Raw genomic sequence first — 15,357 nt, forward strand, 5'->3', positions numbered from 1 at the left:
CCACGGCCGGTCGCTCCATGGCCCGGTAGTACCCGGCCGGTCGCCCCGCGGGTGCCGCGCCACGGGCATCAGCCGGTCAACCGCACCACCGCGGCGGAGCGCGGGGCGAGGGTCAGCGTCGTGCCGGCCAGGCCGCGTTCGACCCGCGCCCGGTCCCACGCCGCGACCACCTCGGCGCCGCCGGTGCCCACCGGCAGCGTCGCCTCCTCCTCCGCCAGGTTCACCGCGGTCCGGAACGCGCCGCGGTGCAGCATCATCCAGCCCGCCGCCTCGTCGTACGTCAGGTGCACGGCCCGCAGGTCGGGGTCCGCGAGCTCCGCGTGCGTGCGGCGCAGCCGCATCAGCTCGCGGTACCACGCCAGCAGCGCGGCGTGCGGCTCGCGGTAGGGCTCGGACCAGTCGAGCCGCGAGGCGCGCACCGTGTCCGGCGACTGCGGGTCGGGCACCTGCCCGGCGTCCCACCCGTGCGCCGCGAACTCGGCCCGGCGGCCCCGGCGCACCGCCTCGGCGAGCAGCGGGTCGGTGTGGTCGGTGAAGTACTGCCACGGCGTGGACGCGCCCCACTCCTCGCCCATGAACAGCATCGGCGTGAAGGGGGACGTCAGCAGCAGCGCAGCTGCGGCGGCCGACAGCCCCGGCGGCAGCAGCGCGGAAATACGGTCGCCCACGGCCCTGTTGCCGACCTGGTCGTGGTCCTGGAGGTACCCCATGAAACGGTGCCCGGGCATGCGCGACGGGTCGACGGGACGACCGTGGCCGCGCCCCCGGAACGAGGACCAGCCGCCGTCGTGCAGCCACACCCGGCGCAGCGTCTTGGCGAGCGTGCCCATCGACCCGAAGTCGGCGTAGTAGCCCTGGCGTTCGCCGGTCAGCAGGGCGTGCAGCGCGTGGTGGAAGTCGTCGCTCCACTGGGCGTGGATCCCCAGCCCGCCGTTCTCGCGGGGTGTGACCACCCGGGGGTCGTTGAGGTCCGATTCGGCGACCAGGAACAGCGGTTTGCCGAGCGCGACCCCCAACCGGTCGACGGCGTCGGACAGTTCCTCCAGGAACGGTACGGCGCGCCGGTCCTCCAACTCGTGCACGGCGTCCAGGCGAAGGCCGTCGATGTGGAAGTCGCGCAGCCAGGCGAGCGCGCTCGTGCGCAGGAACGCGCGTACCTCGTCCGACCCAGGGCCGTCCAGGTTGACCGCGCTGCCCCACGGCGTGTGGTAGCGGTCGGTGAAGTACGGGCCGAAACGCGGCAAGTAGTTGCCGGACGGGCCGAGGTGGTTGTGCACGACGTCGAGGACCACCGCGAGGCCGTGCGCGTGGGCGGCGTCGACGAAGCGTTTCAGCCCGTCGGGCCCGCCGTACGGCTCGTGCGCCGCCCACAGGCACACGCCGTCGTAGCCCCACCCGTGCCGCCCCGGGAACGCGGCGACCGGCATGACCTCGACGTGGGTGACGCCCAGGTCGACCAGATGGCCCAGGCGTTCCACCGCCGCGTCGAAGGTCCCCGCGTCGGTGAACGTGCCGATGTGCAGCTCGTAGACGACTCCGCCCGGCAGCGCCCGGCCTCGCCAGCCGTCGTCGGTCCACACGAACCGGTCGTGCTCGTAGACCCGCGACGGCTCGTCGGGCCCGCCCGGCTGCCACACCGAGCGCGGGTCCGGCAGCGCCTGGCCGCCGTCGAGGGAGAAGGAGTAGTCGTCGCCGTGTTTGAGCGCCGGGACGTCGATACGCCACCACCCCGGCTCGCCCCCATGCCGCATCGCCCGCCGGGAACCGCCCGCGACCAGCTCCACCGTGGACGCGGCCGGCGCCCACACCGAGAACTGCGTCATCGCCCGTCACCCCCGCCCGTGTTGTCGAGTCGAAGTCCCGCTTCCCCGACGCGTAATGCCGTGGTCCGAAGAGTCAACGTGCCCCGTCCTCCAGTAGCGCCACCGGAAGGTGTGCGAACACCTCGGTCAGCGGCGCGTCGCGTGCCGTCCCGCGCCCGGTCAGCAGGTCCGTCCACGAGCCACCCCACAGGTCCAGGCGCGTGTCACCCCAGCCGCCGCGCGCCGCGAGGCCGACCGGGAGCCTCGTCGCCAGCGCGACCGCGGAACCGCGGCGCATGCCCAGCACGTGCGGGGCCGCCTCGCCGCGCACGTGCACCGCCGCGTACTCGCCGTCGCGACCGAACGCCGCCGGATCACCGCGCCGCCACCGCAGCACCGCCGCGGTCACGAGCACCTTCTCGTCGTCGAGGCCACGCGGCGCACCGCCGGTGTCCAGGCGGTCCAGCCGCGCCGCCGCCGCGCCGAAGTCCACCGGCGCGCGGTTGTCCGGATCCACGAGCGTCCGCAAGACCGCCTCACCTCCCTGGTACACGTCCGGCACCCCCGGCATCGCCAGTTGAACCAGTTTCGCCCCCAGCGCGACCGTGCGGGCGGGTTCAGCCAGACGTTCGACGAACTCCTGTACGGAAGCCAGAAGTTCGCGGTCGTTCAGCACGGCCTCCAGAAATGCGTCCGTCGCCTGCTCGTACGGCGTGTCGGGGCTCGTCCAGGAGGTCGAGCGGTCCGCCTCGCGCATCGCCTTGCGCAGGTACGCCTTCATCCGATCGGGTCCGATCGGCCAGGCGCCGACCAGCGTCTGCCAGAACAGGTACGCGTCGTACCGGTCCGGCCCGGGGCCCGGCCGGTGGCGCTGCGCGGCCTTCTCCCACCCGCGCACCGCCGCCGCCCACTCGTCGGGGATCTCCGCCAGCACCGCGATGCGGGCCCGCGCATCCTCGCTCCGCTTGGTGTCGTGCGTCGACAGCGCGGTCATGGTGTCCGGCCATGTGGCGTGCATCGACCGTGCGTAGGCGTGGAACTCCTCGGGCGCCAGGCCCGGCGCGTCCGGCTCGCCGCCCACCTCGTTGCGCGAACTCAGCTCGTACCAGCGGTAGAACGCGCGGTCCTCGACCCCCTTCGCGGCCACCGCCGAGGCCACCTGGGCGAACCGTACGGCGAACTCCGCGTCGTGCCCGAGCGCCGCGTCCGCGATCCGCCGCGCGGTAGCCGCGAGCCGACCGGGCACGCCGGTCAGCGCCTCGCCGACCACGCTCGCGGCCTCCGCACCCGCGGGCTCCCCGGCGACCACGTAGGGCCGGTAGACCGGCAGCGACGCCAGCAACTCCCGCAGCGCGTCACCGCGGTCCGGGTCGCGTACCCCGATGTGCTCCAACACCCTTTCCAGCCGTGCCACTTCGGTGGCGAGGCCGGTCCGCAGCACCTCCAGCTTCCCGGCCCGGGCCACCGGCGCGAAGCCGGGGTCCGAGGCCCCGGTCATGTCGTGGTGCAGCGCGCGCAGCGCCTCCGCGCCGCCCGGATCGATGAACACCCCGTCGACCCGGCGCAGCGCGTCGTACCCCGTGGTGCCCGCGCAGTCCCAGTCCTCCGGCAGCCGCTCCTCGCCGTTCAGGATCTTCTCGACGACGATCCAGGTGTCGGACGAGGTCGCCGCGCGCAGCCGGCGCAGATAGCCGCGCGGATCGGCGAGCCCGTCGGGGTGGTCGACGCGCAGCCCCTGCACCAGCCCCTCGCGGACCAGGCGCAGGATCACCGCGTGCGTGGCGGCGAAGACCGCCTCGTCCTCCTGGCGCAGCCCTATCAGCGAGGTGATGGTGAAGAAGCGCCGGTAGTTCCCGCGCAGGTCGCCCTCGTGCCAGTCGGCGAGCCGGTAGTGCTGCGCGTCCAGCGCCTCGCGCAGCGGCAGGTCCGCGGTGCCGTGCCGGAGCGGGAAGGCGTGCTCGTGGTAGCGCACCACCCCGTCCTCCACCCTTATGTCGCCCAGGGCCCGGTCGAGCGGGGCACCGAGGACGGGCAGCAGTATGCGTCCGCCTCCCGCGTCCCAGTCGATGTCGAACCATGCGGCGTACGCCGACTCCCGGCCGCGCTCCAGCACCGACCAGAACTGCCGGTTCAGCGACTCGGGCGCGGGGACCGCCATGTGGTTGGGCACGATGTCGACCACGATCCCGAGCCCGTGGCCCCGCGCCGCGGCGGCCAGCTCCCGGAAGCCCGCCTCGCCGCCGAGCTCGGGCGAGACCTGCCCGTGGTCGATCACGTCGTACCCGTGCCCCGACCCGGGCACCGCGCGCAGGATCGGCGACAGATACAGGTGCGACACCCCCAACGAGGCCAGATACGGCACGGCGGCGGCGGCCTCGGCGAAGCCGAACCCCGGCTGGAGCTGGAGGCGGTACGTCCCGGTGGGGACCACAGGAGGCGTCATGCAGACCGAGTGCCCCGACCCCGGCAACGACACGCCGCATTAGCCCATCTGCCTGACTATGCCCCGCATCACCCGCGGCGATCCGGTCGATTCGCCGGGGCCGGCCGAGAACCCGGCGACCGCCAGGCCGCTCTGAGCCTGGTCTTTTTGATTGCCTCGGTTAACAATCTCGGTGTTCCGTGCCGAGGACCGGAGGTTCTGCCGTGCTCACCAGCTTCGACGACTACCCCGTCCACCAGACGCCGCTGCCCGTGGCGGTTCCGGGGACGAGTGACCGCAACGCTTATGGGCGCTACTGGTTCGGCGCGGGGGAGCGCGGCGGGCGGTTCATGGTCGAGGCCGCGTTCGGGCGGTACGCGAATCTGGGGGTGGCCGACGCACACCTCTCCATCTCGCGCGGCGGGGTCCAGGACGCGCTCCACGTGTCCGGCAGCGCGCCCGCCGATCCCGGGGCGACCTCGGTCGGGCCCTTCCGGCTGCGCGTGGTCGAGCCGATGCGTCGGCTGTCGATAACCGTCGCCGACAACGAGACCGGCATCACCGCCGACCTGGAGTGGCGGGCGCGCGTCGGGGCGCTGGAGGAGGACCACACCGTCATGCACGACGGGGTGGGGCGCGTCATGGTCGACATGTGCCGGTTCCTCCAGTTCGGCACCTGGGCCGGGCAGGTCACGGTCGACGGCGAGACGACAGAGCTGGCGCATGAGGACGTGATCGGCGTACGAGACCGCTCGTGGGGCGTGCGCCCGGTCGGGCAGCAGCCGCAGGGCAAGCCCGCCCCCAGCGCGCCCAACGCCTGGCTCTGGGCCCCGGTCCACTTCGAGGACTCCTGCCGCACGCTCGGCTACTTCCAGCGGCCCGGCGGGGAGATGTGGCGCGGCGACGCGTTCGTGATCCCCGTCGTCGACCCGGTGCCGCAGGTGGTCGGGCACGGCGACGTGGTCCGTGCCGAACCGCTCGGCGACCGGCTGACGTTCGCGCCCGGCACGCGCCGCGTCACGCACGCCGAGTTCGACGTACGGATGCCCGACGGCACCACCCAGACCATGGAGCTGGAGCCGCTGCGCCACATCATGATGAAGGGCCTGGGCTACACGTCACCCGAATGGGCGCACGGCGGGTGGAAGGGCGAGGGCACGGTCGGCCGCGAGACCTGGAAGCTGGACGAGGCCGACCCGCGCGACCCGACCGCCCAGCACGTGCACCACATCGTCAAGGCCCGGATCGGTGACCGTGAGGGCGTCGGATTCCTGGAGCAGATCATCTTCGGCCCGCACACGCAGTACGGCTTCCGGGAGATCCTCGACGGCGCGAAGTAGCCCGGCAGGCGGCCTCGACCCCCGGTCGGAGACCGACCGGGGGAGCGCGGTTCGGGCTTCAGGACTTGGGGCGCTGCAACACCGCCATCGCGCGCGCCGGGACGGGCCACTGCTCACCCGCGCGCACGGTCGGCAGGTCCTTGGGGTCGCGCTGCGCGCAGCCCGCGTCGGCGGTGTCGATGAGGACCCGCCACTCCGTCCCGTGGTTGAGCGGGATGTGGAACGACAGGTCCTCGTGCGACGCGTTCAGCAGCAGCAGGAACGAGTCGTCGGAGATCGGCTGGCCGCGCGGGTCCGGCTCGCTGATCGCCTGGCCGTTCAGGAAGACCGCCAGCGACTTGGCGGTCGCCTCGCGCCAGTCGGCGTCCGTCATCTCATCACCCGAAGGGGTGAACCACGCGATGTCCGAGAGGTCGTCGTGCGTGCCCTGCACCGGGCGCCCGTGGAAGAACCGGCGGCGCCGGAAGACCGGGTGCCGGTGCCGCAGCCGGGTCAGCATCCGGGTGAACTCGTGCAGGTCGCCCGGCTGCTCCTCCTGCGCGCCCTTGTCCGGCCAGTGCACCCACGCCAGCTCGCTGTCCTGGCAGTAGGCGTTGTTGTTGCCGCCCTGCGAGCGCCCGAACTCGTCGCCGTGCGAGATCATCGGCACGCCCTGCGACAGCAGCAGCGTGGCCATCATGTTGCGCTGCTGCCGGGCGCGCAGCGTCAGCACCGCCGCGTCGTCGGTGTCGCCCTCGGCACCGCAGTTCCACGACCGGTTGTAGCTCTCGCCGTCCCGGTTGTCCTCGGCGTTGGCCTCGTTGTGCTTGTCGTTGTACGACACCAGGTCGCGCATCGTGAAGCCGTCGTGGCAGGTCACGAAGTTGATGGAGGCGATCGGCCGGCGCCCGTCGTCCTGGTACAGGTCGGACGAGCCGGTCAGCCGCGAGCCCAGCTCGGCGAGCGTACGCTCCTCGCCCCGCCAGAAGTCCCGCACCGTGTCGCGGTACTTGCCGTTCCACTCGGTCCACAGCGGCGGGAAGTTGCCGATCTGGTAGCCGCCCTCGCCCAGGTCCCACGGCTCGGCGATCAGCTTGACCTGCGAAACGACCGGGTCCTGCTGCACCACGTCGAAGAAGGACGACAGCCGGTCCACCTCGTGGAACTGCCGCGCGAGAGTGGCGGCCAGGTCGAAGCGGAAGCCGTCGACGTGCATGTCGGTGACCCAGTACCGCAGCGAGTCCATGATGAGTTGCAGCACGTGCGGGCTGCGCATCAGCAGTGAGTTCCCGGTGCCCGTGGTGTCGAGGTAGTACCGCTTGTCGTCGGCGAGCCGGTAGTACGACTGGTTGTCCAGGCCCCGGAAGGACAGCGTCGGCCCCAGGTGGTTGCCCTCGGCCGTGTGGTTGTAGACCACGTCGAGGATGACCTCGATGCCGGCCGCGTGCAGGGCCTTGACCATCGACCGGAACTCCTGCACCTGCTGTCCGCGCTCCCCCGTCGAGGAGTACGCGTTGTGCGGCGCGAAGAAGCCGATCGTGTTGTAGCCCCAGTAGTTGCGCATGCCCAGGCGGGTGAGCCGGTGGTCGTGCACGAACTGGTGCACCGGCATCAGCTCGATCGCGGTCACCCCGAGGTCGCGCAGGTGGTCGATGATCACCGGATGGCCCAGCGCCGCGTACGTCCCGCGGATCTCCTCCGGCAGCCCCGGGTGGAGCTGCGTGAGGCCCTTGACGTGCGCCTCGTAGATCACCGTGTCGTGGTACTCGATGCGCGGCGGCCGGTCGTTGCCCCAGTCGAAGTAGGGGTTCACCACGACCGAGGTCATCATGTACGGGCCGGAGTCGCCCTCGTTGGGCAGGTCGGGGTGGTCGAACGAGTAGCCGTACACCGCCTCGTGCCACTTCACCTCGCCCGACATCGCCTTGGCGTACGGGTCCAGCAGGAACTTGTGCGGGTTGCAGCGGTTGCCGTCGACCGGTGAGAAGGGGCCCTCGACGCGGTAGCCGTACCGCTGCCCGGGCTGCACGCCGGGCAGGTACGCGTGCCGCACGAAGGCGTCGGCCTCGCGCAGCTCGACCCGGCTCTCCGAGCCGTCCTCGTCGATCAGGCACAACCACACGCGCTCGGCGGCCTCCGAGAAGACCGCGAAGTTCGTGCCGGCGCCGTCGTAGGTGGCGCCCAGCGGATACGAGCGTCCAGGCCAGACCTGCATGGGGAACCTGTCGTGTCGAGTCGGAGGGCTCGGCGGACGTCGGTGGACCGGGGGCGGGTGGACCACCGCCGCGCGAGCGCGGGCAAAAGGCATCCTCGCCTACCTTGCCCGGTCGACGCGCGCATGGCGGGCGGCCATTCCCCCGGATGGGTGGCTGCGGAGGGCTCCCGGCCCCGGTCGGACGGTTTGTCAGATCCAGTCGAGCAGTTCGGCGGCGAGCATCTCCTGCGGGCACGGCCAGGCCGAGCCGCAGGTGCAGGTGTCCGGGCCGCCGGCCGGGTCGGTGGTGCGGTGGTGGCAGTCGAAGATCTCGGCGACGACGTGCCGGTACCTGTCGAACTCTTCGTCGATGCCCGTCTTGTGGGCAGTCCCGCTGGGTGTGGCGATCATGGCGACCTCCTGGTGCCACGGTTTCCTGAACTTACATACGCACGGAGGGCGTCCCCGGTTCTGTCCGGGCGTGCCGGAGCCGCGAGTTGAGGGAGCACCCTCACCGGCTCCCTGCCGGTCGGTGGACTGCTGGCAATGATTGCCGAGAGAGACCAACAATCATCGTTTTGATACGCCATGGCAAGGCCGTGTCGCGCGGATTAAGTCCACTGGGCGCAACCCGGACTGCCGTAACTGCGCGTACCGTTGACGCGCGTATACGGCGGGTCGGCCCGTGCGCCTGAAGTACGCTCGACCGGTTCCGGGTGATCGCCTGCCGCGAGGTCCGCGCCGGCTCGGGCGCGACGCGGCGGGCGGTCCGGCCCGACCATGCGATTGGGGACGCTGATGACCGACCTGGGCCCGAACCCGCCTGCCCCGGAGCCGGACGACCTGCCGGACTCCGGGCGGGAGGGAGCGGACCGGCCGCACGGACCGGCGGACGACCTGCCGGACCCGACGGCGCCCGAGGACCCCGTGCCCGGCGGCGCCGAGGATGCCGCCACCCCCGGCGACACCGGCCCGGGAACCCCCGGCGGCCCGGGCCGGCCGAGCGGCGGCCGCACGGCCCGGGCGGTCGACCTCGGCCCCGGCACCGCGATGAGCGGCGGCGCCGGAGATCCCGGCGGCAGCCGTCCCGGCCAGGGCAACGGCTCGCGCGTCCCCTTCCCGTCGCCGCGCAGCGCGGCGGACGACGGCCACCTCCCGCTGCTGGACGGCAGCGGCCCGCCGCCGCCCGAGGGCCCTGGCCCGACCACTCCCGACCCGGCAGACCCCGGCGACCTGTCGTGGGCCGAGGACGACTGGAGCGACGCGCTCATGCGGGCCCGCCGCGCGGGTCGGGCGTACGTCTACCTCAACCTCGTCGAACAACGCCTGCGCGCGGTCGTCCGCGAAGTCCTGCAACCTGTCTACGGGACCGTCGAGAGCACGGCCCACGACGACGGCGCCTGGGTCGTGGCCGCGGCCGGCCCCACGCAGAGCGAATGGGTCGAACGCGCCGAGGCGGTACGCGAGATGAGCCGCCGCCGCGGCTACATCGTGGACCCGGCCGACGACGACCTCGTGGCCTTCCTGACGCTGCCGCAGCTGCGCGAACTGCTGGTGCGCAACTGGTGGTGCTTCGCGCCCTACCTCTCCGACCGCCGCTCGCTCGAACGGGCCCTGGAGGAAGTGGAGATCGGCCGCCACATCGTGGCGCGCAACCGCGTCCTGTCGCCGGACGTGCTGCGCCAGGTCGAGCGTGCCTGCACCCGCGTCCTCGGCGAACTCGACGGCCGCCTCGGCCGCCACGCGGGCGAACGCCTCGCGCTCGACGCCGTCGAGGAGCTTTTCTCCGGCCGCTACGGGGACATGGTCGCGGTCTTCCCCGACCGGTCGTCGCTGCAAAGGAAGTTGCCCTTCGCCGACCTGGTCGGCGAGGCCACCGCGATCGACGCCATGGGAGTCTCTCTCAACCTGCTGTGCCAGAACTACTCGGGCCGCGAACTGCACCGGCTGGCCGCGGCCGGATGCCGCATGCGGCTGCTGTTCCTCAACCCCGCGGGCGACGCCATGCGGCAGCGCGAGAAGGACGAGGGCGTCAAGCGCGGCATACTGTCGCGGCTGACCACCCTCAACATCCTGCACACCCGCAAGATCCGCGCGAAGCTCGCCGAGCCGGGCCGCATCGAGATCCGGCTGTACGAGGAGACGCCGCGCTTCAACTCGTACCTCGTCGACGGGGACGCCGCCGTCGTGCAGCCCTACCTGCGGCGCTCGCGCGGCGTCGAGTCGCCGTCGTTCGTGCTGCGCTCGGGGAACGAGGCTGTCGACCCCCGGCGCGGGCTGTTTGCCTTGTTCCAGGAGGAGTTCGAGCAGCTGTGGGAGTCCGGCAAGCGCACCGCGTGACGCCGTCCGCCCGACGTCGCCCGCACAGCCCGCACCGGCGACCGGCCTCCCGGAGTGCCCGAGGGGCGCCCGAACCGGCCGCCGCAGCAACGGAGTTCGGGCGCCTCGCCAGTTCCGCGAAGCGGAACGTCACACTGCGGGAAGGTACTTGTAGCCCACCCGGTGCACCGTGGACAGCCGCCGCCTGTGCCGCCCGCCGACCTTGCGCCGCAGCCGCGCGACGTGCACGTCCACGGTCCGGCCCTCGCCTGAGTCCGGGTAGCCCCACACCGCGTCCATGAGCTGGCGCCGTGTGAATACGCGCCGCGGATTGCCCAACAGGTGGGCCAGCAGCCCGAATTCGAGGAACGTGAGCTGGAGGATGCGGTCGTCGACGGTGGCGGTGCGCCCGGCCAAGTCGAGATGGAGGCCGTCGTCCTCCAGCACGGTGTCGGCCGGATCGGCGAGGTCGGGGACGACGTGCAGTGTGCGCGCGGGGAGCGCGAGCACCGGGGCCGCGGCGGCCGGGGCCCCGGCGGCGGAGAAGGCGGACCGGGTGGCGGGGAGTGCGTGCGTCATGGGTCGGTGTCCCTTCGGGTACGCCGAGCGGGCACGCGCCGCGGCGGCACGCGCGGAGGCGTGCGTACGCCCGCGGCACGGCAGTCGGCCCGGCGTGGATCGGAAGCCCGCGCCTCGACACGGCGACGGGCGGAAAGCGGAGGAAGGAGGAGTCGGACGGCTCAGCGTTGACGGAACGTCAGCAAGCCGGACACACGCAGCTGCACACACGGCAGAAGTCCACCGCGCGGCGCCGGGTCAGGGTCCTCCTGTGCATGGACGCCATCCTAGGCGACCAACTGCCGCCGGCGCACCGGCCGGTCCGAGTGATGAGACCGGTGCGCCGGGCGTCACACGTCCGCGGCCATCCGGATGCCCAGCAGCAGGAGGACACCGCCGGAGACCTGCTCCAGCCGCCTGCGCACCCCCGCGCGTGAGATGACGCCCTTCATGCGGACGACGAACCACACGTACAGCCCGTAGTAGCCGATCTCGAACACCGCCCACAGTGCCGCGAGCGCGACCATCGTCGGCAATTGCGGCGCCCCGGACGGCACGAACTGCGGCAGGAACGACATCGCGAAGATCGCCGCCTTGGGGTTCGCCAGGTTGACCACCAGCCCCATGCGGTACGACGCCCAGCCCGAACGCGCCGCCTTCTCCTCGTCGTCGTCCACCTGCGTACCGCCCTCGCGCCGCCACGCCGCCCGCAGCGTCTGCACGCCGAACAGGATCAGCACGCCCGCGCCGACGATGCGCATGACGTCGTACGCCACCTCCGACGCGGCCAGCAGCGCGGTCAGCCCGAACGCCGCGACCACGCCCCACACGAACACGCCCGTCTCGTTGCCGAGCACGGTCAGGAACCCGGCGCGCCGGGAGCGCAGCGATTCCTTGATGATCAGCATCGTGCTCGGCCCAGGCGCCGCGGCGACGACGACGCAGGCGCCGAAGAAGGCGATCAGGGTGGTCAGCATTCGCCCATGCTCATGCGGCCCGTGAGCCGCTGTCCAGCGAGAATTCCGGCCGTCCGGCCGGATGCCCGGCCGGGTGCCGTCCGGCGGAGGCACACCTGCGGCGGCCCACCCGGTGCCCCCTGACTGACGAGTGCCGACCGCGGAACGCCCGGGCCCCGCGTCCACTCAGAACGCGTGCCAGCGTGATTCCGTGTCGCCTGTGCGCAGGCAGCGCACGCGGTGTTCGAACTCCTCCTCCGCAGCGGGATTGCCCGGCACGTGCTGGGCCACCCAGGCGGTGGCGGCCAGTTCGCGAACCGCGCGCAGTACGGGGTACCCGCCCCACTCCGTCACGTCGAAGCCGTACTTCTTCGCGAAGCGCTCCGCGGCGCCGTCCGGCAGGCCATAGCGCACGGCCGCCATCGGGATCAGGATCAGGTCGAGTTCGCGCAGGTCGTGGGACACGTTTTCGAGGTCGAGCAGCACCGCCCGGTCGCCGTGCACGCCGACGTTCCGCAGCAGCGCGTCGCCGTGGATGACACCGGGCGGGAGCGCGGGCACGACGCGGGCGTGGGCCTCGGCCAGTTCGTCCCGGCGGGACAGCAGGAACCGCCGGTCGTCCAGGTGCACCGCGGCGTCCGCCGAGTCGAGCCAGGTCTCGACGAGCGCGAGCGGTTCCCGCGGCGGCAGCGCGAACGGCGGCTCGGGCAGCGCGTGCAGGCGCTTGAGCAGCTTCGCGAGATCGCGTACGTCCGGTTCCCGGTCGGCCGGCGGCAGCAGCTCCCAGAACGTCACCGGCCGCTCCGAGACGACCAGCGGCTCCGCGGTCACCTCGACGGCCGGCCGCACGGTCGGAAAGTCCTGCTCGGCGAGCCAGCGGGCCACCGCCATCTCGCGCCGCGCACGCTCCAGCATGTGCGGCCCGCGCGCGATCCGAGCCACCACGCCGACGCCGGGCAGCGCGAAGACCGCGTTCTCGCCGTAGGCCAGCAACTCGGCGGTGTCTGCCGCGCCCGGGTCGATCCCGGCCGTGTTGCAGGCGCGCGCCAGAACCGTCCGCTCCACCGCCGCAGTGTCGATCACCGGAAGATGGTACTGCCGTGCGTGGCCTGGGCCACCGCGGTGTCGGCTTCTCGGCGCTCAGTGGCCAGGACCGTCACCGCACCGCAATATCCGTGCCCGGCGACGCACTACGCCGAGCGTTCGAGGGCGGGCCGCAGCGCCTCGTCGTAGCGGGCCAGCGCGAGCGCGGCGGCCTCGGGGGTGTCTCCCACCGTGCCCGCCACCACGTCGGCCCCGGCTTCCCGCGCCTGGCGGACGATGCGGTCCGGGAGGCGCCCCGGGGCGAGCATGTACGAGGCGACCGCCACGCGGGCGAAGCCGGTGCGACGGAGACCGCGTACCGCCTCGGCCACCTCCGGGCGCACCGCGGACGCGTACGCCGTCACCACCGAACCCCAACCGGAGCGCCGCCAGTTGCGCGCGAGGTCGTGGAGCGCGGCATTGGCCTGCGCGTCCGTCGACCCCGCCGATGCGAGCACCACGCCGCAGGACTTGTCGCCCGGCCGCACCCCGGCCTCCCGCAGCCGCCGCTCCATCGCCGCGACCAGCAGCGGGTGCGGGCCCAGCGGCGCGGCGGAGCGCACGTCGAGGCGCAGTTGCCGTCCCTCCGCGAGCATGGCCGGGACGTCGTGCTTCGCGTGGTACGCCGACGACAGCAGCAACGGGACCGCCACCGCCTCGCGCACCCCGTCCGCCGCCAGTCCGGCCAGCGCCTCCGGCACCCGCGCACCGCAGTGGTCCAGGTACGCGGCCTCCACCCGCACCCCCGGGCGCGCCCGCCGCGCGCGTGCCACCAGCGCCTCGACGGTCGCGGCGTGGCGCGCGTCCCGGCTGCCGTGCGCGATCGCGAGCAGCGCCGGGGTGGCGGAGGGGGAGGTGCGGAGGGTCATGGAATGCGTCTCGTTCGTCTCGTCACTTGCCGACCAGCAGCCCGCGCTGGCGCAGCACGAGCTTTTCCAACGGGGAGAAGAACAGTAGCTCGATCCCGATGCCGACCAGCAGGATCAGGAACACCGCGGTCAGCATCATCGGCATGTCCCCCAGGTCGCGGCCCTGCTCCATCAACTGGCCGAGGCCATAGCCGAGTTCGGGGGAAGCGGCGATGAGTTCCGCGGCCATGAGCGAGCGCCAGCTGAACGCCCAGCCCTGCTTGAGCCCGGCGAGGTAGCCGGGCAGCGCGGCGGGCAGCAGCACGTGCCACACACCCCGGGCGCCGGTCGCGCCCAGCACCCGGCCGGCCCTGATGAACAGCGGCGGAACCTGGTCCACGCCCGAGATGATCCCGTTCGCGATCGACGGGACCGCGCCCAGCAGCACGACCGCGTAGATGGCGCTGTCGTTCAGGCCGAACCAGATGACCGCCGGGGGCACCCAGGCGACCGACGGCAGCGACTGGAGGCCGGACAGCAGCGGGCCGATGGCCGCCCGGATCCACTTGACGCGCGCGACCACCAGGCCGAGCGGCGTACCGACCGCGATTGCCATGAGGAAGCCCAGGAACGCGCGTTCGAGGCTCACCCACAGGATGGAGTGGACCTCGCCGGCCCTCCACTCCACCATGAAGGCGTCCCAGACGTCCTTGGGGCTGGGCAGCGCGTAGCGGGGCTTGACCTCGGCCCAGTAGGCGATCTGCCACACCAGCAGCAGGAACGCGATGGCCAGCACCGGCGGGCCCACTTTGCCGAGGGCGGTGCGCCAGAGCGGCGTGCGGTCCTTCTGGTACGTCTCCAGGGCGTCGAGGCCCGCTTCCAGTCCCGCGACGTCGTCCGAGGTCCCGCCGGCGGGGCGCGCTTCCTCCCCGACCGACTTCGTCAGGTCAGTGCTTGCCATGGCGGCGGATCTCCCCTCGGAGTTCTTCGGTGATCTCGATCGACAGCGCCGACACGTCGGGCGACTCGATGCGCCGCGGCTGCGGGATGTCGATCGTCCACTCGCGGGCGATACGCCCGGGGCGGGAGGACAGCAGGACGACGCGCTGGGCCAGGCGTACCGCCTCGCGCACGTTGTGCGTCACGAACACAATCGAGCGGCCCCCCGCGACGGAGTCGCCCGATTGCCCGGCCGCCCAGATGCGGGTCAGCTCGTCGTGCAGCACGTCGCGCGTGATGGCGTCGAGCGCGGCGAAGGGCTCGTCCATCAGCAGGACGTTCCCCGACTGCGCCAACGCGCGGGCGAGCGCGACGCGCTGCCGCATGCCGCCGGAGAGCTCGTGCACACGCTTGTCGTACGCGGTGTCCAGGCGCACCAGCGAGAGCAGCTTCTGCGCCTCCTCGCGCCGCCGGTCGCGCGGCACGCCCCGCAGCTTGAGGGCGAGTTCGACGTTCTTGCCCGCCTTGAGCCAGGGGAAGAGCGCGTGCTCCTGGAACATCAGCGCGGGACGCCCGCCGTTGACGTCGATGGATCCCGAGGTGGGTTTGTCCAGGTCGGCGATCAGGTTGAGCAGTGTGGACTTGCCGCAGCCCGAGGCGCCCAGCAGGCATACGAACTCACCGGGGGCCACGGTGAGGTCGATGCCGTCGAGGACCGGAGGGCCGTCCGCGCGGCCGAAGGTCTTGGAGACCTTGTCGAGGCGGACGGCGTAGGCGTCGGTGCCCGCGGTGCCGTTCGCGCGGGGCGCGTCGGAGGCGGCCGTGACCGGCTGCTCGTGCACTGTCTGGGACATCGCGTCCACCCTTCCCGGTGGGATTCGCCGTTCGGAACCCGGGTGCGGGGGGGGGGGGGGGGG

At 72.6% G+C, this 15,357-nt stretch carries 12 protein-coding genes; 2 read left to right on the top strand and 10 right to left on the bottom strand.

Annotated elements, in window-relative coordinates:
* Positions 1-68 precede the first annotated feature (68 nt).
* Entirely contained in the window at positions 69-1,823 is a 1,755-nt protein-coding gene (gene treZ / locus ACRX5S_RS36180) for a malto-oligosyltrehalose trehalohydrolase (RefSeq protein WP_436777476.1), read from the bottom strand.
* 73 nt (positions 1,824-1,896) lie between these two features.
* The gene (gene treY / locus ACRX5S_RS36185) at positions 1,897-4,245 is read right to left on the bottom strand and encodes a malto-oligosyltrehalose synthase (RefSeq protein ID WP_436777477.1); all 2,349 of its coding nucleotides are present in this window, start codon (positions 4,243-4,245) and stop codon (positions 1,897-1,899) included.
* A 203-nt stretch (positions 4,246-4,448) separates the two neighbouring features.
* Between treY and ACRX5S_RS36190 the strand changes: the two genes are divergently transcribed.
* A complete protein-coding gene (locus tag ACRX5S_RS36190) occupies positions 4,449-5,564 on the top strand; it encodes a hypothetical protein (RefSeq protein WP_436777478.1) in 1,116 nt (371 codons plus the stop codon).
* A gap of 58 nt (positions 5,565-5,622) precedes the next feature.
* On the opposite strand, the gene glgX is transcribed toward ACRX5S_RS36190, so the two are convergent.
* Together glgX and ACRX5S_RS36200 are read right to left on the bottom strand one after the other, a co-directional pair.
* Complete coding sequence (gene glgX / locus ACRX5S_RS36195) at positions 5,623-7,758, bottom strand: glycogen debranching protein GlgX (protein ID WP_436777479.1); 2,136 nt, start codon at positions 7,756-7,758, stop codon at positions 5,623-5,625.
* 189 nt (positions 7,759-7,947) lie between these two features.
* Positions 7,948-8,148 (bottom strand): hypothetical protein, encoded by a 201-nt coding sequence (locus ACRX5S_RS36200; RefSeq protein ID WP_436777480.1) that lies wholly within the window; start codon positions 8,146-8,148, stop codon positions 7,948-7,950.
* A gap of 387 nt (positions 8,149-8,535) precedes the next feature.
* Between ACRX5S_RS36200 and ACRX5S_RS36205 the strand changes: the two genes are divergently transcribed.
* On the top strand, positions 8,536-10,077 hold the full coding sequence (locus tag ACRX5S_RS36205) for an SAV2148 family HEPN domain-containing protein (RefSeq protein ID WP_436777481.1): 1,542 nt from the start codon (positions 8,536-8,538) through the stop codon (positions 10,075-10,077).
* Between the two features lie 129 nt (positions 10,078-10,206).
* On the opposite strand, the gene ACRX5S_RS36210 is transcribed toward ACRX5S_RS36205, so the two are convergent.
* The 6 genes from ACRX5S_RS36210 to ACRX5S_RS36235 form a co-directional block, all read right to left on the bottom strand.
* Positions 10,207-10,635, bottom strand: coding sequence for a winged helix-turn-helix domain-containing protein (locus ACRX5S_RS36210; protein ID WP_436777482.1), 429 nt, complete (start codon positions 10,633-10,635; stop codon positions 10,207-10,209).
* A gap of 329 nt (positions 10,636-10,964) precedes the next feature.
* Entirely contained in the window at positions 10,965-11,591 is a 627-nt protein-coding gene (locus ACRX5S_RS36215) for a LysE family translocator (protein ID WP_436777483.1), read from the bottom strand.
* Positions 11,592-11,756: 165 nt separating this feature from the next.
* Positions 11,757-12,653: a phosphotransferase enzyme family protein gene (locus tag ACRX5S_RS36220; RefSeq protein ID WP_436777484.1), complete on the bottom strand. Its 897-nt coding sequence runs from the start codon at positions 12,651-12,653 to the stop codon at positions 11,757-11,759.
* A gap of 107 nt (positions 12,654-12,760) precedes the next feature.
* Positions 12,761-13,522 carry a sirohydrochlorin chelatase gene (locus ACRX5S_RS36225; RefSeq protein ID WP_436777485.1) on the bottom strand — a complete coding sequence of 254 codons (762 nt, stop codon included), beginning with the start codon at positions 13,520-13,522 and terminating at the stop codon, positions 12,761-12,763.
* A 22-nt stretch (positions 13,523-13,544) separates the two neighbouring features.
* Positions 13,545-14,462, bottom strand: coding sequence for an ABC transporter permease (locus ACRX5S_RS36230; RefSeq protein WP_436777486.1), 918 nt, complete (start codon positions 14,460-14,462; stop codon positions 13,545-13,547).
* Positions 14,449-15,294 (bottom strand): ABC transporter ATP-binding protein, encoded by an 846-nt coding sequence (locus ACRX5S_RS36235; protein WP_436777487.1) that lies wholly within the window; start codon positions 15,292-15,294, stop codon positions 14,449-14,451. Before ACRX5S_RS36235 ends, ACRX5S_RS36230 begins: the two co-directional genes overlap by 14 nt.
* Between the last annotated feature and the right edge of the window lie 63 nt (positions 15,295-15,357).

The organism is Yinghuangia sp. YIM S09857, assembly GCF_051388915.1.
In the GTDB taxonomy this organism is placed as follows: domain Bacteria; phylum Actinomycetota; class Actinomycetes; order Streptomycetales; family Streptomycetaceae; genus Yinghuangia.

Coding starts and splice junctions, on each gene's coding strand:
- ACRX5S_RS36200 (WP_436777480.1), bottom strand. CDS start 8,148: ATGATCGCCACACCCAGCGGGACTGCCCACAAGACGGGCATCGACGAA.
- ACRX5S_RS36225 (WP_436777485.1), bottom strand. CDS start 13,522: ATGACCCTCCGCACCTCCCCCTCCGCCACCCCGGCGCTGCTCGCGATC.
- ACRX5S_RS36210 (WP_436777482.1), bottom strand. CDS start 10,635: ATGACGCACGCACTCCCCGCCACCCGGTCCGCCTTCTCCGCCGCCGGG.
- treY (WP_436777477.1), bottom strand. CDS start 4,245: ATGACGCCTCCTGTGGTCCCCACCGGGACGTACCGCCTCCAGCTCCAG.
- ACRX5S_RS36230 (WP_436777486.1), bottom strand. CDS start 14,462: ATGGCAAGCACTGACCTGACGAAGTCGGTCGGGGAGGAAGCGCGCCCC.
- treZ (WP_436777476.1), bottom strand. CDS start 1,823: ATGACGCAGTTCTCGGTGTGGGCGCCGGCCGCGTCCACGGTGGAGCTG.
- ACRX5S_RS36235 (WP_436777487.1), bottom strand. CDS start 15,294: ATGTCCCAGACAGTGCACGAGCAGCCGGTCACGGCCGCCTCCGACGCG.
- ACRX5S_RS36205 (WP_436777481.1), top strand. CDS start 8,536: ATGACCGACCTGGGCCCGAACCCGCCTGCCCCGGAGCCGGACGACCTG.
- glgX (WP_436777479.1), bottom strand. CDS start 7,758: ATGCAGGTCTGGCCTGGACGCTCGTATCCGCTGGGCGCCACCTACGAC.
- ACRX5S_RS36215 (WP_436777483.1), bottom strand. CDS start 11,591: ATGCTGACCACCCTGATCGCCTTCTTCGGCGCCTGCGTCGTCGTCGCC.